The sequence below is a fragment of the Vogesella amnigena genome, assembly GCF_042648905.1.
In the GTDB taxonomy this organism is placed as follows: domain Bacteria; phylum Pseudomonadota; class Gammaproteobacteria; order Burkholderiales; family Chromobacteriaceae; genus Vogesella; species Vogesella amnigena.
The window spans coordinates 31037-50404 of the sequence record NZ_JBHRYH010000046.1; the positions used below are offsets into that span (position 1 = coordinate 31037).

A 19368-nucleotide genomic window follows, 5' to 3' on the forward strand; every position below is an offset into this window, starting at 1 on the left:
CTGCCACGAACCCCACGAAAGACACGAAAGACAAAACACGGCAGGGAAGGCCCAGTCGCAACCACTGCCATTTGCGCGGCCTCAACAAGCAGAACTGCCCCTGCTTTCGTGCTTTTTCGTGGTTTTCGTGGCCAATTCAACTCACACCGTCAGCGGCGCGAACTCGTGTTTCGCCACGCCCTTGCTGTAGCGCTCTGCCCACGGGTCCTGCTCGAAGGACAGCGCAAAGCGCAGCCGTGCGTACAGCTCGTTGCGGCCAACCTCGTCCTGCAGTACGCGCTGCTTGATGTAGTCCATGCCCACGCGCTGCAGGTAGTGCACGGTGCGCTCCAGGTAGAACGCCTCCTCGCGGTACAACTGCAGGAAGGCGCCGCTGTACTCCATCACCTCCTCGCGGGTCTTCACCTTGCAGAAGAACTCGGCCACCTCGGTCTTGATGCCGCCGTTGCCGCCGATGTACAGCTCCCAGCCGGAATCCACGCCGATGATGCCCACGTCCTTGATGCCGGATTCGGCGCAGTTGCGCGGGCAGCCGGACACCGCCAGCTTCACCTTGGCCGGGCTCCACATGCCGAACAGGTCTTTTTCCAGGTCGATGCCCATCTGGGTGGAATCCTGGGTGCCAAAGCGGCAGAACTCGCTGCCGACACAGGTTTTTACCGTACGCAGGCTCTTGCCGTAGGCGTGGCCGGACGGCATGTCCAGCTCCTGCCACACCTTGGGCAGGTCTTCCTTCTTCACGCCCAAGAGGTCGATACGCTGGCCGCCGGTCACCTTCACCATCGGGATCTGGTACTTGTCGGCCACGTCGGCGATGCGGCGCAGCTCGGACGGGTTGGTTACCCCGCCCCACATGCGCGGCACCACCGAGTAGGTGCCGTCTTTCTGGATGTTGGCGTGCACCCGCTCGTTGATGAAACGCGACTGCGGATCATCTTTCGCCTCGCCCGGCCAGGTGGAAATCAGGTAGTAGTTCACCGCCGGGCGGCAGCTGGCACAGCCGTCCGGGCTGCGCCAGGCTAGCTCGCGGAAGGTGTCGGCCAGGGTGATCAGGTGCTTGTCGCGAATCGCCTGGCGCAGCTGGCCGTGGGTCATGTCGCTGCAGCCGCAGATGGCTTTCTCCGACTTGGGCTTCACGTCGGCGGCGCCGCCCACGCAGTTGATCAGGATCTGCTCCACCAGCCCAGTGCAGGAGCCGCAGGAGCTGGCTGCCTTGGTGTGCTTCTTCACGTCGTCCACCGTGAACAGGCCCTTCTCCTGGATCGCCTTGACGATGCTACCCTTGCACACGCCGTTGCAGCCGCACACTTCGGCCTCGTCCGGCATGCTCATGGCGCGGTTCTGGCCGGCATGGCCGGTGTCGCCGATGGCGCCCTCGCCCAGCATCAGCTGGTCGCGGATCTCATGCACGGCATGGCCTTCGCGAATCAGGCGGAAGTACCAGCCGCCATCGGCGGTGTCGCCGTACAGGCAGGCGCCCACCAGCTTGTTGTCCTTCACGATCAGCTTCTTGTACACGCCGCCCATCGGATCGGACAGCATGATCTCCTCGCAGCCGTCGCCGCCCATGAACTCGCCGGCGGAGAACACGTCGATGCCGGTAACCTTGAGCTTGGTGGAGGTGGCCGCCGGCACGTAGCGGGCAATGCCGTAGTTGGCCAGATGGTTGGCCGCAACCTTGGCCATGTCGAACAGCGGCGCCACCAGGCCGTAGCTCACGCCACGATGGCTGACGCACTCGCCCACGGCGTAAACGCGCGGGTCGAAGGTCTGCAGGAAATCATTCACCACCACGCCGCGGTCGCAGTACAGGCCAGAGGCTTCTGCCAGGCTGTAGTTGGGGCGGATGCCCACCGCCATCACCACCAGATCGGCCGGCACCGCGTCGCCATCCTTGAAGCGCACCGCACACACGCGGCCGCTCTCGCCCTGTACCAGTTCGGCGGTCTGCTTCTGCAGCAGGAACTTCAGCCCCTTGGCCTCCAGGCTCTGCTGCAGCAGGCGGGCGGCGGTCTTGTCCAGCTGGCGGTCCAGCAGCCATTCACCCAAGTGCACCACGGTCACTTCCATGCCACGTGCCAGCAGGCCGTTTGCCGCTTCCAGGCCCAAGAGGCCACCGCCGATCACTACCGCGTGGCGATGGCTGCTGGCGGCGCTGATCATCGCCTCCACATCGGCAACATCGCGGAAGGTCACTACCCCCGGCAGGTCCTTGCCCGGCACCGGCAGGATGAACGGGCTGGAGCCGGTGGCCAGCAGCAGGCGGTCATACGGCACGCTGGTACCGTCGGCAGCGCGCACCACGCGGCGGCCGCGATCGATGTCCACCACCGGTTTGCCCAGGTGCAGGGTAATGCCGTTGTCGGCGTACCAGTCCACATCGTTGAGCATGATTTCCGGCAGCGTCTGCTCACCGGTAAGCACCGGCGACAGCATGATGCGGTTGTAGTTGGCGTGCGGCTCGGCGCCGAACACGGTGATGTCGTAGGCGTCCGGAGCCAGCTTGATCAGCTCCTCCAGCGTGCGCACCCCGGCCATGCCATTGCCCACCATGACCAATTTCTGTTTGTCCATTGTGTTGCTTTCCTTTCCTGCCGGCTGCGCCGCTGCGGCCTTGCTACAGCACAGTCCAAAAGAAAAAGGTCCGCTGCCCGGAGTGGAATGCTCCGTGACAGCGGACCTCTTTGTCCCTACTTCCGCACCGCCATTGGCGCGAAAGACCTTTGCGTGTTTCAGTTCAGCAAGTGGCGTGCCAGCTTTAGCGGCCAGTTTTGAAGTAAGCCCACGATCTCGCGAGCAAAGGCGAGACAAGGCGAAATCGGCTGAGGAAGCGGAGTTTACAAGTAGTAAATGCGCATATCTGAGCCGAATTTAACGCCGTATCGCCGACGCGCAGCAGACCGTGCTCCGACTATTTGCGAGCCTTGCGGCCAAGCTCTGCCTTCGCTTGGTGCAGTGCGGCACGAAAACAGGGAATGTGAGCCAGGACTGTGCGGCCGGTAGCCGCTGGCGCTGCAACAAAAACCCCCGCTGTTTGGCGGGGGCTGGATACGGGCAATGTCGCTACACAGTGACTAGCGGCGACGCCAGCCATTCCACAGCGCAGTAATGATCAGCACCAGGAACAGCAGGCCGGTCCATGCCGGCATCGACTGCCCCAGGAAGGTCCAGCCAATTTCGGCACATTCGCCGCTGCCCTTGAATACCGTTTCCAGCAGCTGCTGCCACGGCAGCGTCTCCAGCATGAAGTCCAGCCCCGGCCCGCAAGCCGGCACCTGGTCCTTGGGCAGGTGCTGCAGGTAGACATGCCAGGCCGATACCGAGCCCCCTGCCAGCGCCGTCAGCGCCACCAGAGTGCTGGCCAGCCTGGCGCGCCACTGCTGCGGATTGAGCACGGCAAACAGTGCCGCGAGCACACCGGTGGCAATGATTCCCACCCGCTGGAAGATGCATAGCGGGCAAGGCTCCAGGCCCAGCACATGTTGGGCATACAAGGCAAAGGCCATGGCTGCCGCGCATAACAATGCAATGGCGGCAAAGCCCTGACGTTGAGTCAGATTCATGATTCCCCTTCAAGCAATAAGCAAAGACAATAATTGCAGACCATCAATATTCCAGAAAATTCAGCACCTCAACCTGGCGCGCCATGGCATCACGATAACCCAGCTCGATCAGCTCCTTGCAGTAGCCGGGTTCGAACAGCAGGTAGCTGGCAAGTACCGACCCTCGCTGGCGCATGGCGCCGGTACCACGCAGCAGGAAGCGCATTGCCGGCGGAAAACTTTGCACATGCTTATAGGCGATGGCTTCCAGCGACACACTCGGAGAAATATTAAACACATCCACCCGCTTCAGCGCTGTGCGGCCGCTGCTGCGCACATGTTCGTCGATCAGCGAGACCGTGTGATTGACCCGCGTCAGCCGTTCCATGTCGGCCGCCATGCTGTCAAAGAAGATGCTGTTGAGCAAGTGGCCGAATATCATCGCCAGCGTTGGCTTGTCGGCCTGCAGCCGTCGCTCCTGGCTGGGCCGGGTGGAGTTCAGCCCCACCACGAACAGTTTTTCCGCCCCCAAGTGCAAGGCTGGCGACAGCGGCGCCATCTGGCGGATGGCGCCATCGCAATAGAACCTGCCGCCGATGCTGGCGGCGGGAAAGATCAGCGGAATTGCCGAGGTGGCCATCAGGTGGTCGAGGCCAATGCGCTCGCGCACGCCGTGGCGCTGGTGCCGATCCCATTCGTCGATGCAGTCGGCGCCTTCGAAGAAGCTCACCGACTGCCCGGTACTGTAGCAGGAGGCTGTCAGCGCCAGCGCCCGCAGGTCGCCTCGATGAATGGACTGGGCAATGCCCTCGAACTGCACCGAATGCGACAGCAGCTCACGCAGTGGCGCGTTATCGAGAAAGCTGGGCGGGTTGTGCACCAGCTTGCCGCCGGTAAATACCGAGCCCCCCCACTGCAGAAAGGCCTGGGCAAAGAATGGCCAGTCGGAACGATAGATTTGCGGAACATGCAGCCCCTTCCACATCTTGGCCAGAAAGGCGGTGGCGCGGCGAAAATGCGTTGCCCCGGCAGCCAGCCCCACGGCATTGATGGCACCAGCCGAGGTGCCGCTGATGATGGGAAACGGATTACCACTGTTGCGCGGCAGCATGTGCGCCACCGCCATCAGCACCCCAACTTGATAGGCGGCGCGGGCGCCACCGCCGGCCAGTACCAGGCCCACTGCAGGCTTAGACTTGCTCATGACTCTCCCCTTTTTTTCATTATGGGACAGTATCAGCAGTTGCAAGTCATGCTTAATTACTGGGGCAAGTACAAATCAGGCCTCGCCTGCCACCATCATTTTTTCCAGCAGCACCGAGCCCATGTAACGGCTGCCCCGGCGGTCGATGTCATCGCCGATAGCCACGATGTGCTGCAGCATCTCGCGCAGGTTGCCGGCAATGGTGAACTCTTCCACCGGGTAGGCGATCACGCCGTTTTCCACCCAGAAACCACTGGCGCCGCGCGAGTAGTCGCCGGTCACCATATTGATGCCGTGGCCCATCAGCTCGGTAATCAGCAAGCCATTGCCCATCTGTCGCAGCAATGCTTGCAGGCCGCCAGTGGCGGTTGGCCGCACCAGCAGATTGTGCGAGCCGCCAGCATGGCCGGTGCTCTGCATGCCCAGCTTGCGCGCCGAGTAGCTGCCCAGGAAGTAGCCCTGCAGCACGCCATCCTTCACCAGCTCGCGCTCGCGAGTAGCTACGCCTTCCTCGTCGTAACAGCCGCTGGCCAGGCCACGCACCAGGAACGGGTCTTCGTGCACGTTCAGCAACGGCGATGCCACCTGGGTACCCAGCGAGTCCAGCAGGAAGCTCGACTTGCGGTACAGGCTGCCGCCACTCACCGCCTGCACCAGGTGCGACAGCAGGCTACCCGCCACCGGCGCCTCGAACAGCACCGGGTACTGGCCGGTCTTCACACGGCGGCCATCCAGCCGGCGCACGGTGCGCTCACCGGCCACGCGGCCAACCTCGGCAGCAGATAGCAAGTCTTCCGGGTGGCGTGCGCTGCTGTACCAGTAGTCGCGCTGCATGCTGTCGCCGCCGCTGGCCACTACCGCTGCCGACAGGCTATGGCGCGAAGTGGTCTGGCTGGCGACAAAGCCGCTGCTGTTGCCGTAGCTGTGACGGGTGACGTGGCTGGATACGCTGCCGCCTTCCGAATTACTGATGCGCGCATCCACCGCCCGCGCCGCATCCTCGCACTCGCGGGCGATATCGATGGCACGTTCCACCGGCAGGCTCCACGGCTGGTACAACTCCAGCTCGCGATCATTGGCGTGGTCGAACAGCAGCGCCTGGTCGGCCAGGCCGGCGCAGTCGTCCTCGGCGGTATAGCGCGCGATGTTCAGCGCCGCCGCCACGGTATCGGCCAGCGCCCGGTCGGAAAAATCGGAAGTGCTGGCATGGCCCTTCTTCTGGCCGATATACACCGTCAGCGATACGCCCTTGTCGCGATTGAACTCGATGGTTTCCACTTCGCCCAGGCGTACCGACACATTCTGGCCGCAACTTTCGGACACATCTGCTTCCGCTGCGGTAGCACCGCCATCTTTCGCCAGGCTGAGCATGCGGCCAACGATGTTTTCCAGGGTCGCTTCGCTATAAGAAAAAATTTGTTCCGACATATCCGCTTTCCGCTAGGTGCACGGCGCGCAGCTTGCTCAGGCGGCCGTAGCAGGGTGATTTCCGGTATCATACCAGCTTGACACTTTTCACAAGCTTTACCAATGGCCACTGATTACCTGAACGAAGACGACAACGGCCTGCCTCCAAGCCGTTCCCAGCTCAAGCGCGATAGCGAAGCCCTGCAGGAACTGGGCCGCGAGCTGACAGAGCTGCCGGCCGGCAAGCTCAAGAAAATGGAACTGGACGAGCATCTGCTGGTGGCCGTGCTCGACTACCAGCGCTTTACCGCCAACGGCGCCAAGCGCCGCCAGATGCAGTACATCGGCAAGCTGATGCGCGGCGTCGACCCGGCGCCGATCGAGGAAAAGCTGGCCGCACTGCGCGGCGATGCCAGCGCCCACACCAACTGGCTGCACCTGCTGGAACGCTGGCGCGAACGCATGCTGGAGGACGACAAGAACGTACAGCAGTTCATTGCCGAATTCCCCGAGGTGGACGTGCAGCAGCTGCGTACCACGGTGCGCAATGCGCGCAAGGAACGCGCCGAAGACAAGGCACCCAAGGCGGCACGCCAGCTGTTCCAGATGATCAAGGACCTGATCCCGCAGCAGGGCAAGCAGAAGAACGCGCCGGACGACGACTTCGACAACGAGGACGAACAGGCATGACACTGAAAATCGGGCTGGTGTCCATTTCCGATCGCGCCAGCCAGGGCGTATACGAAGACAAGGGCATTCCGGCACTGGTGGACTGGCTGACGCTGGCGATCAGTTCCCCATTCACCACCATCACCCGCCTGATTCCGGACGAGCAAGCCGAGATCGAAGCCTCGCTGCGGCAGCTGGTGGACGAAGAAGGCTGCCAGCTGGTACTCACCACCGGCGGCACCGGCCCGTCGCCGCGCGATGTCACCCCGGAAGCCACGCTGGCGGTAGCCGACCGCGTAATGCCGGGCTTTGGCGAGCAGATGCGTCAGATCAGCCTGAGGTTCGTTCCCACCGCCATTCTGTCGCGCCAGGTAGGCGTGATCCGCAAGCAGAGCCTGATCCTGAATCTGCCTGGCCAGCCCAAGGCCATTCGCGAAACCCTGGAAGGCCTGCGTGAAGAAGGCGTGGTAACCGTACCTGGGATTTTCGCCGCCGTGCCCTACTGCCTGGACCTGATCGGCGGGCCGTACGTGGAAACCCGCCCGGAGGTAGTCAAGGCATTCCGCCCCAAATCCGCCATCAAGCCGCAAGCCTGATGAGCTACCAGCCGCCGCGCTGGCTGCATGGCAGCCATGCCGACACCATCTGGCCGGCACTGTTCATCCGCCAGCGCCCGCCGGTGTACCGCCGCGAGCTATGGCCGACACCTGACGGCGGCGAGGTCGCGGTAGATCGCGTGGATGGCCAGCCGGGCGCCCCGCTGGTGGTACTGTTCCACGGCCTGGAAGGCAGCAGCCACAGCCACTACGCCATCGCACTGATGCAGGCAGTGGCGCAGCGTGGCTGGCATGGCGCAGTGCCGCACTTCCGCGGCTGCGGCGGCGTGGAAAACCAGCAGCCGCGAGCCTATCACGCCGGCGACTCGGCCGAGGTGGCATGGATTCTGCACCGACTGGCCAAGGAGCATCCGCAGCTGTTCGCGGCTGGCGTGTCGCTGGGCGGCAATATGCTGTTGCGTTACCTGGGCGAACAGCAAGAACAGGCGCTGCCCTTGGCTGCGGCCGCGGTATCGGTACCGATAGACCTGGGCGCCGCCAGTACCCGACTGGATCGCGGCCTCGGCAAATGGCTGTACACCCGCATGTTCCTGTCCACGCTGAAGCCCAAATCGCTGCGCCAACTGCAGCGCCATCCTCAACTGTTCGATGCACAGGCGCTGCGCCGCGCGCGCACCTTCGCCCAGTTCGACAACCTGGTCACCGCGCCGCTACACGGCTACCGCGATGTCAGCGACTACTGGGAACGCGCCAGCAGCAAGCCACTGCTACGGCAGATCATGCGGCCAACCCTGCTGCTGAATGCGCGCAACGACCCGTTTTTGCCGCCCAGTGCCTTGCCGCTACCCGACGAGGTCAGCGCGGCGGTAACACTGGAACTGCCAGAACGCGGCGGTCACGTCGGCTTTGCCACCGGCCCGTTTCCGGGGCGGCTCGACTGGCTGCCGCAACGTCTGCTAGGATTTTTCGATACCCATCTCATTGCCGCCGACAACTACCCCGGCGGCGATCACTGAAAGCCTGGACATGTCCGACATCCTCACCAAGATCTGTGCCACCAAGACCCAGGAAGTCGCCCAGCGCCGGCCACTGCGCTCGCTGGCCAGCCTGCGTGCCGAGGCGGAAGCCCGCCGCGATGATCGCCGCGACTTTGTCGGCGCCATTCGTGACAAGCATGCCCGCAACTTGCCAGCGGTAATTGCCGAGATCAAGAAGGCCAGCCCCAGCAAGGGCGTGATCCGCGCCGATTTCGACCCGGCTGCGATTGCGGCCAGCTACGCGGCAGCCGGTGCCGCCTGCCTGTCGGTACTGACGGATGCACCCTACTTCCAGGGTCACGAAGACTACCTGGTTGCCGCCCGTGCTGCCTGCCAGCTGCCGGTGCTGCGCAAGGATTTCATGGTCGACGAGTACCAGATCGTGGAAGCCCGCGCCATTGGCGCCGACTGCATCCTGCTGATCGCCGCCGCGCTGTCGCTGCCGCAGATGCGCGACTTCGAGGCGCTGGCGCAGGAGCTGGGCATGGCGGTACTGGTGGAGGTGCACGACGAATACGAGCTGGAAGCCGCGCTGCAGCTGAATACTCCGCTAGTGGGCGTGAACAACCGCAACCTGCGCACCTTCGAGGTAGACCTGCAGACCACGCTGCGCCTGCTGCCGGAGATTGGCAGCGAGCGTATCGCGGTAACCGAAAGCGGCATTCTCAGCCAGCAGGATGTGGCGCTGATGCGCGAGCACGCGGTACATACCTTCCTGGTAGGCGAAGCGTTCATGCGCGAGGCCGACCCGGGAGCAGGTCTGGCGCGGATGTTCTTTTGATTTCCAGCCGATGATTCACTGCAAGCGCTTAATTCACTTGCCGCCACAGTCTTAAGCGACCATATTTGCATAGGCCAGCTACCACGGTTCCAGCACACGATGATCGACCTTAAAGCCATACTGCGCGCCGTTACCGTCGGCAAGCGTACCAGCACCGAAACCACCGAGTCGGCCACCCGACTGGTAAGCACCCTGCCGACCATGGACAGCAGGCCGGCCCTGGTCGAAATCATCAAGGCTGTGGCGCGCATCAACAAGGATGTCAGCGTCACCTTCAAGGACCGCATCAACACCCTGCTGTACGTCGACACCCATACCGCGCCGATCCACCACCACCTGTGCCTGGACTACCTGTCGGGCACGCCACGCGCCCGTGCCTACCTGCCGACCATCCTGGCCTACTGGACAGAACTGTCCAATGGCTACCTGCTGTGCCTGCGCCAGAGCCAGAATAGCAAGACCCCGCAGTTCACCGCAGCGCTGGAGCTGGCGGCGGTACGCGCACTGCATCATCAGCTGAGCCTGATCCGCTGGAGCGCACTGCGCTACATCTACGCCGATGGCAACACCTGGCTGCAGGCATACCGGCTGTACGCACTGATCGAGAAAGCCGGCTTCCAGCAAAAACCATTCACGCTGTATGAAAAAGACGCCGAAAGCGTCACCGCCGAGAAAATGCTGATCCAGGCAGCCATGCTGCACCTGGCGCAAACCGACAACCTGGTGCCGATCGAGATCGAAGCCATCCACCTGATGCTGTCCCGGCTGTCCGACGATGTGCAATTGGGCGAAACCGCCACCAGCAGCGATTTTCAGTACGTCATCAACCTGGACCTGCCCTCGCCGCCGCAGCTGCTGCGCCGTGGCACGCTGGGCAAGGGCTGCCGTTTCTGGTCCGGCGATGCGGTGGTAAACCGGCTGGCCGACCTGATCCTGGATTTCGATCAGGAAATCCCCGACAGTTTCCGCAAGGCCCTGCCGTCAATGAGCGTGGAAAGCTGGCGCAATCTGCTGCAGAAGCTATCCAGCCGCTGGTCGCAGGATGGCGGCAAATCCATGCGCCGGCATGAGCGAATGATGACCAGCAGCATCGCCAAGGTGGAAGTCGGCTTCGAGCGTATTGCCCACTTCCTGCGCCTGAGCCGCAACGTGCCGCTTGGCGATGAGCAATTCAGCGACGAATGGCGCGTCACCGATTCCAGCGAAGCCGGCATCGGCCTGACCTACCTGGGCCGCGATGTTGACAGCCTGCTGATCGGCCGCACCATCTGGGTAACCACCCGCGGCCAACCCGCGCAGATCGGCCTGATCCGCCGCGTACAGCGCCTGAGCGAGGGCGGCACCAAGGTCGGGGTGGAAATGCTCGGCAGCATGCCGCTGCCGGTACAGCTGAGCGAGAACATCAACAGCACCCCGTTCAACGGCATCTACATCACCCAGAACAACACCCGCAGCGGCCAGCGTATTTTCCTGGTGCCAGGCAAACTTGCCGGCGACAACCGCGTACTCACGCTATCCGCCAATGGCAAAACTTACCAGATTCGCATCAACAGCCTGATTGCCAGCCACGAGGACTGCCAGCATGTGGAATTCGAGGCACTGGAACGGCTCAATACCTGAGATTCGTGAGTCAAAACAACAAAGCCCGGCACATAGCCGGGCTTTGTCTTTGCGGCCAACACCAGGGTTGGCCGCAAGTCATTACAGCACTTCAATGATGCCAGCAGCACCCATGCCGGTACCGATACACATGGTCACCATACCGTAGCCCTGCATGCCGGCATCGCGCATGCCGTGTACCAGGGTGGCGGTACGAATGGCACCGGTAGCACCCAGCGGGTGACCAAGCGCAATGGCGCCGCCATGCGGGTTGACCTTGCTGCCATCCAGCTCCAGATCACGCATTACCGCCAGTGCCTGAGCGGCAAAGGCCTCGTTCAGCTCGATCCACTTCAGATCGCCCTGGGCAATGCCAGCCTGGCGCAGTGCAGCCGGAATGGCCTCTTTTGGGCCGATGCCCATGATTTCCGGCGGCACGCCCTTCACCGCGAAGGTGACGTAGCGACCCAGCGGGGTGAGGTTGAACTCTTTGAGGATGCGCTCGGAGACCAGGATCACCGCGCCAGCACCGTCGGACATCTGCGAAGAGTTGCCGGCAGTTACTGAGCCCTTGGCATCGAACACGGTCTTCAGCTTGGCGAGACCATCCAGCGTGGTTTCGCGGCGCGGGCCTTCGTCGGTGTCCAGCACGCGGGTCTTGCTGATCACTTCGCCGTTTTCCAGGTTCGGCGTGCGGTAGGTCACTTCCAGCGGGGTGATCTCGTGCTTGAACTTGCCACCATCGATGGCTGCCAGTGCGCGACGGTGGGATTCAACCGCAAACGCGTCCTGGTCTTCGCGCGATACGTTCCACTGCTGCGCCACTTTCTCGGCAGTCAGACCCATGCCGTAGGCAATGGCGTAGTTCTCGTCCTTGGCGAAGATGGCCGGGTTCAGCGACACCTTGTTGCCCATCATCGGCACCATCGACATCGACTCGGAGCCGGCAGCAATCACCACATCGGCCTCACCCATGCGGATGCGGTCGGCAGCGATCTGCACTGCGTTGATGCCGGACGAGCAGTAACGGTTGATGGTGATGCCACCCACAGTATCCGGCAGGCCGGCCAGCAGCACGCCGATACGCGCCATGTTCAGGCCCTGCTCCGCCTCCGGGAAGGCACAACCCACCACGCAGTCGGAAATCAGCTTCGGGTCCAGCGTCGGCACCTGGGCCAGCGCGCCAGTAATCACGTGCGCCAGCATGTCGTCCGGGCGCACATGGCGCATCATGCCGCGCGGCGCCTTGCCTACCGGGGTGCGGGTAGCCGCAACGATGTAAGCTTCCTGTACTTGTTTACTCATTTTTTGATTCTCCTGGCGGCAGATTGACCTGCCCCTCAGCGTGTCAACCTGCCTATGTTTCTGGCCTTACAGGGCTTGTGGGAGGATTCGTCGTGAGCGGGCCGAGGTTGAAGCGAGAAGCACAGCCGTACAAATGGTACGGCGAACATCACAGCTTCAAGATCGGCACGCGCACCAGAATCACCCCCAAGCGATCAGTTACGCAGCGGCTTGCCGGTAGTCAGCATATTGGCAATGCGGTCCTGGGTCTTGCTGGTCTTCAGCAGCGTCATGAAGGCCTTGCGCTCCAGATCCAGCAGCCACTGTTCGTTCACCAGCGTGCCCTGCTCCACGTCCCCACCGGTCATCACGTCGGCGATCAGGCCGGAGATGAAGAAATCGTGCTGACTGATGAACCGGCCTTCCAGCATGTTCACCAGCTGGCCCTTGATGGAGGCAGCGCCAGCGCGACCGGCCACCGGGAAGGTGGCGCCACGCATCGGCGGGCGGTAGCCGGCCTCGGCCATGGCAATCGCCTGTTGTTTGGCCACGTGCAGCAGCTCGTAGCTGTTGAACACCACCGGATCGCCCTTGCGCAGGAAACCGATTTCCTGTGCTTCCTGGCCGCTGGTGGCCACCTTGGCGGTAGCGATAGCCATGAAGTAGTCCTTCAGTGCGGCCAACACATCGCCGCGTGCCTCCTGTGCGGCGCGGAAGGCAAACTCCTTGCAACCGCCACCGCCCGGCAGCAGGCCCACGCCCACTTCCACCAGACCAACATAGGACTCCAGCGCGGCAACAGTCTTGTCGCAGTGCATGGCAAACTCGCAACCGCCACCGAACACATAGCCCTGGGTTGCCGCCACGGTTGGCACCTGGCTGTAGCGCAGGCGCATGGAGGTGTCCTGGAAGCGGCGCACGGTGGCGTCGATGGCATCCCAGTCGCCCATCATGAAGGCAGGCATCATTGAGGTGAGGTCGGCACCGACGGAGAACGGCTCCTCGGTCTGCCAGATCACCAGGCCCTTGAAGCGGGCTTCAGCAATATCGATGGCGGTATGCAGACCGTCGATTACGTCCGGGCCAATCGCGTGGGCCTTGGACTTGAACGACACCACCAGCACGCCGTCGCCAGTAGTGAAGGCGCGCACGCCATCGTTCTCGAACACGGTTTCGCCCAGCGGCGCATTCGCCTCACCCAGCACCTTGGCCGGAGCCAGCTGGCGCTGGTACACATCCAGCGTGCTGCGGCCAACCAGTTTGCCACCAGCGGCATCGAAAGAGCCGTCGGCAAAGTGCACGCCGGCACGATCCGCCTGCAGCGCCCATGCCGGCAGCTCGGCAGCTACCAGCGACTTGCCGGCCTGGATGTCTTCGGCAATCCACTTGGCCACCTGCTGCCAGCCGGCAGCTTGCCAGGTTTCGAACGGACCAACGCTCCAGCCAAAGCCCCAGCGAATGGCAAAGTCCACGTCGCGGGCACAGTTGGCGATATCGCCCAGATGGTAGGCGATGTAATGGAACACGTCGCGGAAGCAGGCCCACAGGAATTGCGCCTGCGGGTGCTCGCTATCGCGCAGCTTCTGGAATTTTTCCGCCGGATTGGCGATCTTCAGGATGTCCTTGACCGCGTCATCGCCTTTCTGGCCGCTGCCGACGTACTCACCCTTGGCCGGGTCGAGCACGAACATCTGCTTGCCATCCTTCTTGTAGATGCCAGCCTTGGTCTTGGCACCCAGCGCACCGGCGGCGATCAGCTTCTGCAGCCATTCCGGCGACTTGAACAGGCCATGCCACGGGTCATTCGGCAGCGTATCGTCCATGGTCTTCACCACGTGGGCAAAGGTATCCAGGCCCACCACGTCGGCGGTGCGGAAGGTCGCGGACTTCGGGCGACCCAGGCGCGGGCCGGTCAGGTCGTCCACCACGTCGAAGCGGATGCCGAATTTCTCGGCGTTGGCGATGGTAGCCAGCATGGAGAACACGCCAATGCGGTTGGCCACGAAGTTCGGGGTATCCTTGGCACGCACCACACCCTTGCCCAAGGTGGTCACCAGGAAGCGCTCCAGGTTGTCCAGCATCGCTGCATCGGAGCCCACGCACGGGATGATCTCGACCAGATGCATGTAGCGCGGCGGATTGAAGAAATGCACGCCGCAGAAGTGCGGCTTCAGCGCGGCAGGCAGGCCATCGGCCAGCTGGTTGATCGACAGGCCGGAGGTGTTGGTAGCGAAAATGGTGTTCGCACCCAGATGCGGCGCCACCTTGTGGTACAGATCGGTTTTCCAGTCCATGCGCTCGGCAATCGCCTCGATCACCAGGTCGCACTCCTGCAGCAGATGCAGGTGCTCTTCATAGTTGGCCGGCTGGATAAAATTCACCGCGTCTTTGTTGGACAGCGGCGACGGCTTGAGTTTTTTCAGCCCCTCGATGGCTTTCAGTGCAATCGCACTCTTCGGACCTTCCTTGGCAGGCAGGTCGAACAGCACGGTCGGCACCTTGGCATTAACCAGATGAGCGGCGATCTGCGCCCCCATCACGCCGGCGCCGAGCACGGCCACCTTGCGCACGATGAATTTGGTTTGAGACATGGTTTCCTCGGTTGTCTTATCGAACAAACATGGTGAAGGCCTCTCGGATTATAGGTTCCGGGTAGGCCCTGCTCGGGTTTCTACTGCATGGCAAGTCCGATACAGTAACTGAACAAAAATTCAGCATTACCCTTAAAAAAACGGCAGCGGACTACCGTGTCTTGCGGCCAACCTTGAAAGGTTGGCCGCATTGCTACTGATTGCGATCAGAACTTGTAGTTGTACTGCACACCCAGAATCTGGGCGTGGGAATCATACTCAGCGGTACCAACTGTCTGGCTGGATACGCAGGTGCTCTGACCTTGAGTCAGGCAGCGGCCATCAACATTAGCCTTGGCATCCTTGATGAAGATATAGCTATAGGCGAAGTCGATAGAAGAAGCCTTGTTCAGGTTGTAGCGGCCACCGAACGACAACCAGATACGGTCATTGTCCGGCAGGGTTGCCAGGCGGTGATCGTCATCCGGCACCGGCGACTTGTCGTAGGCCACACCGGTACGCAGCTGCAGTGCATCGGAGTACTGGTAAGCGCCACCCAGAGAAATTTTGTAGGTGTCTTTCCACGCCGGATTCAGGTAGGTGGTATCGGACTGGCCGGCAGCAGCCTTGCTGGTGGCGTACTTCAGCTGTGCCGAGCTGAAGCGGGAATGCTTGGTCCAGGTAACATCACCGAACAGGGTAACTTTCGGATCCAGCTTGCGCATGGCATGCAAGGACAGTGACTCCGGGGTGGTGATCTTGATACTTGCCGCCTCTTCATCCGGGAACAGCGACTTCACCAGGTTGGAGACAACACCAGGAGCACCACCTGCTCCTAATAGTGCGTCGGTGCCGCGCTGCCACTTGGCAGTGCCGGACAGGTTATGCTCGATTTCGGAACGATAGTTCACGCCAATACGGGTATTGGCATCCACATCCCACAGCCAGGCCAGGTTGTAGCCATAACCCCAGTCGTCACCATCCACGTCAGCAAAGCCGTCATACACACCGTTCGCGCCGAGCCCAGAGCCAAAGTTGGCATACTGCCGCAGGTGTGCTTTGGCGTACTGGGCAGTCAAACCCAGCGCCACCGAATGCTGATCATTCAGCTTGAAGGCTACGGTCGGGTTGAAGTCGATTGTCTTCAGCGAGGTAGCATTCAGGTTGTAACGCAGTACGGAGTTGCGCTGATATTCGGTTTCGGAGGCAAACGGTACGTAAATGCCCAAGCCGGCAACAACGCGATCGGTCAGCTTGTGGGTGAGATAGAGATGTGGCACAGCAACCAAATCTTCGGTGATCTTGCCACTATTGGCACCGCTAATGGCGGCACCGATCGGGCGCGGCGTACCGGCAGTGGTGTAATTACCTGTCGCATTGCTGTACTCGACGCTCGGCGCCACCAGGTTCAGCGCGCCAGAGAAGTTGGTACCTTCCAGCTTGGTCATGCCGGCGGCGTTGTAGAAAATCGTGGACGCATCGGCTGCTTCTGCAGCACTGGCGTTGGCGGTGGATTGCGAGCTTACCGACTGGGTACCGAAGTGATAGCCAGAAGCCAGGGTGGCTGCAGACACCCCCATGAGCATCACCGAAAGAGTCAGACGCTTGAGTTGCATGGTGTTATTCCCTCTGTGTTTTGGCAGTGCTGTCTTGATCGTTTTGTTTGGTTCGATCTGTTGCCGATGGTATCAGAGTCGATACCTTGATCAAGTTCTTTCGAGCGAATGTTCCAAACAATCGTTTCATTACTGCCACACTGATGGTTTGCCACCAAAAAACGCGCAAAAAGATCAGATCAGGCGGGAACGACCATCGTCATCGATGGCGACATAGGTAGAAATCAGCTCGGTCACCGGCAGCACTTCCCCACTCATGCGCTCGGTTTCCACGGTGATTTTCAGTGTCACCGACTTTTGCCCCAGGCGCAGCTTGTCGGCATAGATGGAAACAAAGTCACCCAACTGGATGGGGTTGGCGAACTGGAAGGCATTCACCGCCACGGTGGTTACCTGCCCGCGCGCCAGGCGCTCGGCCACTGCCGATCCGGCCAGGTCGATCTGCCCCATCAGCCAGCCCATGTGCACACGGCCATGGACATTGGTGCCATGCACCTCGGCACGAACACGCAAAACCGGCTGACGGTTGCCGGCGTGCAGCAAATTCTCTTGCATTGTCATCTCCTCCAGATGTCGCTCTGCCACACAAAGCGACATCGGCAGAAGAAGAGCGGCCAGCGGCCGCTCCGATGCCCAAACTCGGCTTAGAAGATCAGGCGCTGCAGCAAGCCTTCGTCATGCAGCTCCAGCTTCTTGTCGAAGTCGTCGACCATGATCACGTCGCGCTTGAGCTTGCGCGCGCGGCTAACGGCATCGAACTCGACCTGGGTAATCACACCGCCCTGCAGCGCTTCGGCCAGACGCTCGCGCGCGGTCACCGACTGGAACTTGCCATCACGCGCCAGCTTGCGCAGCTTCTGCTCCACCGGCTCGGTTTCCAGCATCGCTTTCAGCGCCGGCACCAGCACCCCTACCGGATCGGTTTCGTCCTGCGACACGAACATGCCACGGGTCAGGCGATCGCGGGTCGGTCCCAGCTCCATCAGGCTGCGTGCCACCTGGGTGCCGATATGGTCACTGGCCGGCTTCAGCGTGAGGCCCCATGGGAAGATCACCTTGCGCAGCACTGCGGCCAACATGCGGCTGGGCAGGTTGGCAAGAAAGCCATCCATGGCCTGCTGCAGGTCATACAGCGCATTTTCCACCGCCCATTTCAGGACCGGCAGGTCTTCCTTCGGTGCGCCATCACGCTCGAAACGCTTCAGGCAGGCAGAGGCAATGTACAGATTGGACAACATGTCGCCAAGGCGCGCCGACAGCTTCTCGCGGAACTTCAGGCTACCGCCCAGGCTGAACATCGCCATATCGGACAGCAGCGCAAAGGCACTGGAGAAACGGGTGAGCTGTTTGTAGTAGCCAGCCACCTCGCCACCTTTCGGGCTGCCCACCAGCCTGGCTCCGGTCAGCCCCATCCACAGCGAGCGGAACACATTGCTGATCACGAAGTTGATGTGGCCGGTGATTGCCTTGTCGAACTCGCCACCATCGTTCTCCATTGCCGCCTTGATCTCGCGCAGCACGAACGGGTGGCAACGAATCGCGCCCTGGCCGTAGATGATCATCGAGCGGGTAAGGATGTTGGCACCTTCCACGGTAATGGCGATGGGAATCGCCTGGTAGGCGCGCGCCAGGTAATTGCGCGGCCCCAGCACCACCGCCTTACCGCCATGCACATCCATGGCATCGTTCAGCGTTTTGCGCATGCGCTCGGTGTTGTGGTACTTCAGCACCGCGGACAGTACCGAGGGCTTCTCGCCGATATCCAGGCCGGTCAGTGCCAGATCCTGCGATGCTTCCATCTGGTAGGTGAAGCCACCGATGCGCGCCATCGCCTCGTCCACGCCCTCGAACTTGCCAATGGACAGACCGAACTGGTCACGAATGCGGGCATAGGCGCCAGTGGCGTAGGACGCCACCTTGCCGGAAGCCACCGACATGGCCGGCAAGGAGATGCAACGCCCCACCGACAGACACTCCACCAGCATGCGCCAGCCCTGGCCGGCATAGTCGCGACCGCCGATGATCCACTCCAGCGGAATGAACACATCCTTGCCCCAGGTCGGGCCGTTCATGAACGCGGCGCCACCCGGAAAATGGCGTCGGCCGATGCACACACCCTCGTGCTCGGTAGGCACCAGTGCGCAGGTGATACCGATATCTTCCTTGTCGCCCAACAGGTGTTCCGGGTCGTACATCTTGAACGCCAGACCAAGAATGGTGGCCACTGGCGCCAGGGTGATCCAGCGTTTTTCCCAGCTCACACGGATACCCAGCACGTTCTCATGACGCTGGCCGCTACGCGGGTCGGTATAGCTACCATGGCAGACAATGCCGTAGTCCGGAATCGCACCGGCGTCGGAACCAGCGTACGGGCTGGTCAGAGCGAAACATGGCACTTCCACGCCCTTGGCCAGACGCGGCAGGTAGTAGTCCTTCTGCGCCTCGGTACCGTAATGCTGCAGCAGCTCGCCCGGCCCCAGCGAGTTCGGTACCATCACCGACACTGCTGCGGTACCGCCTCGGGTGGCGATCTTGGTCACCACCTTGGCATGCGCGTAATTGGAGAACTCCAGACCGCCATACTTCTTCTTGACGATCATGCCCAGGAAGCCGTTGTTCTTGATGAACTGCCACACCTCTTCCGGCAGGTCTTTCAGCTCATGGGTGATCTTCCAGTCATCCACCATCTTGCACAGCTGCTCGGTCGGACCATCGATAAAAGCCTGCTCTTCCGCAGTCAGCTTCGGGTCCGGGAACGACAGCAGGCGCTGCCAGTCCGGTTTGCCGGAGAACAGGTCGCGGTCCCACCATACCGTACCGGCATTGATGGCCTCCTGCTCGGTCTGCGACATGGCCGGAGTGATTTTTTTGAATACGGAGAATACCGGGCCGGTGAATACCGCACGGCGCAGGATAGGCAGATTGAGTACAGCGGCGACAAGGCCGAATACCACCCAGATGGCGAGCGGTACCTGGCAGCCCCAGACAAGTTGCAGACTGGCCAGCCAGCCAGCCAGCACGACAGTCCAGAACAAAACCGGTGCGCGGAAATAGGCCAGCGCACCGATCAAGAGGACAAGCATTACGGCAGATATCATTGTG

14 protein-coding genes are annotated in these 19368 nt (G+C 61.8%); 5 read left to right on the forward strand and 9 right to left on the reverse strand.

The genetic code is table 11. The annotated features are described in order from the left end of the window. Nucleotides 1–141: 141 nt before the first annotated feature. The 4 genes from nirB to pmbA form a co-directional block, all read right to left on the reverse strand. Nucleotides 142–2574 carry a nitrite reductase large subunit NirB gene (gene nirB / locus ACFOKJ_RS15845; protein ID WP_390281399.1) on the reverse strand — a complete coding sequence of 811 codons (2433 nt, stop codon included), beginning with the start codon at nucleotides 2572–2574 and terminating at the stop codon, nucleotides 142–144. 500 nt (nucleotides 2575–3074) lie between these two features. Further along, nucleotides 3075–3563: a disulfide bond formation protein B gene (locus ACFOKJ_RS15850; protein WP_390281401.1), complete on the reverse strand. Its 489-nt coding sequence runs from the start codon at nucleotides 3561–3563 to the stop codon at nucleotides 3075–3077. Between the two features lie 43 nt (nucleotides 3564–3606). After that, nucleotides 3607–4746, reverse strand: a complete 1140-nt coding sequence (locus tag ACFOKJ_RS15855; RefSeq protein ID WP_390281404.1) for a patatin-like phospholipase family protein — start codon at nucleotides 4744–4746, stop codon at nucleotides 3607–3609. 75 nt (nucleotides 4747–4821) lie between these two features. After that, on the reverse strand, nucleotides 4822–6174 hold the full coding sequence (gene pmbA, locus ACFOKJ_RS15860; RefSeq protein ID WP_390281406.1) for a metalloprotease PmbA: 1353 nt from the start codon (nucleotides 6172–6174) through the stop codon (nucleotides 4822–4824). A gap of 102 nt (nucleotides 6175–6276) precedes the next feature. Here pmbA and yjgA point away from each other — a divergent pair, with 102 nt between their 5' ends. The 5 genes from yjgA (at nucleotide 6277) to ACFOKJ_RS15885 (ending at nucleotide 10817) form a co-directional block, all read left to right on the forward strand. Further along, complete coding sequence (gene yjgA, locus ACFOKJ_RS15865) at nucleotides 6277–6843, forward strand: ribosome biogenesis factor YjgA (protein WP_390281408.1); 567 nt, start codon at nucleotides 6277–6279, stop codon at nucleotides 6841–6843. After that, complete coding sequence (mog, locus tag ACFOKJ_RS15870; RefSeq protein ID WP_390281410.1) at nucleotides 6840–7418, forward strand: molybdopterin adenylyltransferase; 579 nt, start codon at nucleotides 6840–6842, stop codon at nucleotides 7416–7418. The genes yjgA and mog overlap by 4 nt, the downstream gene beginning before the upstream one ends. Next, a complete protein-coding gene (locus tag ACFOKJ_RS15875; protein WP_390281411.1) occupies nucleotides 7418–8395 on the forward strand; it encodes a YheT family hydrolase in 978 nt (325 codons plus the stop codon). The genes mog and ACFOKJ_RS15875 overlap by 1 nt, the downstream gene beginning before the upstream one ends. A gap of 10 nt (nucleotides 8396–8405) precedes the next feature. Beyond that, a complete protein-coding gene (gene trpC, locus ACFOKJ_RS15880) occupies nucleotides 8406–9197 on the forward strand; it encodes an indole-3-glycerol phosphate synthase TrpC (RefSeq protein ID WP_390281413.1) in 792 nt (263 codons plus the stop codon). A 99-nt stretch (nucleotides 9198–9296) separates the two neighbouring features. Further along, nucleotides 9297–10817, forward strand: a complete 1521-nt coding sequence (locus ACFOKJ_RS15885) for a PilZ domain-containing protein (RefSeq protein WP_390281415.1) — start codon at nucleotides 9297–9299, stop codon at nucleotides 10815–10817. An 81-nt stretch (nucleotides 10818–10898) separates the two neighbouring features. On the opposite strand, the gene ACFOKJ_RS15890 is transcribed toward ACFOKJ_RS15885, so the two are convergent. The 5 genes from ACFOKJ_RS15890 to ACFOKJ_RS15910 all read right to left on the reverse strand — a co-directional run bounded on the left by ACFOKJ_RS15890 (nucleotide 10899) and on the right by ACFOKJ_RS15910 (nucleotide 19349). Beyond that, the gene (locus ACFOKJ_RS15890; RefSeq protein WP_390281417.1) at nucleotides 10899–12101 is read right to left on the reverse strand and encodes an acetyl-CoA C-acyltransferase; all 1203 of its coding nucleotides are present in this window, start codon (nucleotides 12099–12101) and stop codon (nucleotides 10899–10901) included. A 194-nt stretch (nucleotides 12102–12295) separates the two neighbouring features. After that, complete coding sequence (locus ACFOKJ_RS15895; protein ID WP_390281419.1) at nucleotides 12296–14671, reverse strand: 3-hydroxyacyl-CoA dehydrogenase/enoyl-CoA hydratase family protein; 2376 nt, start codon at nucleotides 14669–14671, stop codon at nucleotides 12296–12298. Nucleotides 14672–14877: 206 nt separating this feature from the next. Continuing rightward, nucleotides 14878–16266: an OmpP1/FadL family transporter gene (locus ACFOKJ_RS15900; protein WP_390281420.1), complete on the reverse strand. Its 1389-nt coding sequence runs from the start codon at nucleotides 16264–16266 to the stop codon at nucleotides 14878–14880. Nucleotides 16267–16440: 174 nt separating this feature from the next. Beyond that, nucleotides 16441–16821, reverse strand: a complete 381-nt coding sequence (locus ACFOKJ_RS15905; protein ID WP_390281422.1) for an acyl-CoA thioesterase — start codon at nucleotides 16819–16821, stop codon at nucleotides 16441–16443. 89 nt (nucleotides 16822–16910) lie between these two features. Beyond that, a complete protein-coding gene (locus tag ACFOKJ_RS15910) occupies nucleotides 16911–19349 on the reverse strand; it encodes an acyl-CoA dehydrogenase (RefSeq protein ID WP_390281424.1) in 2439 nt (812 codons plus the stop codon). Nucleotides 19350–19368: the final 19 nt, after the last annotated feature.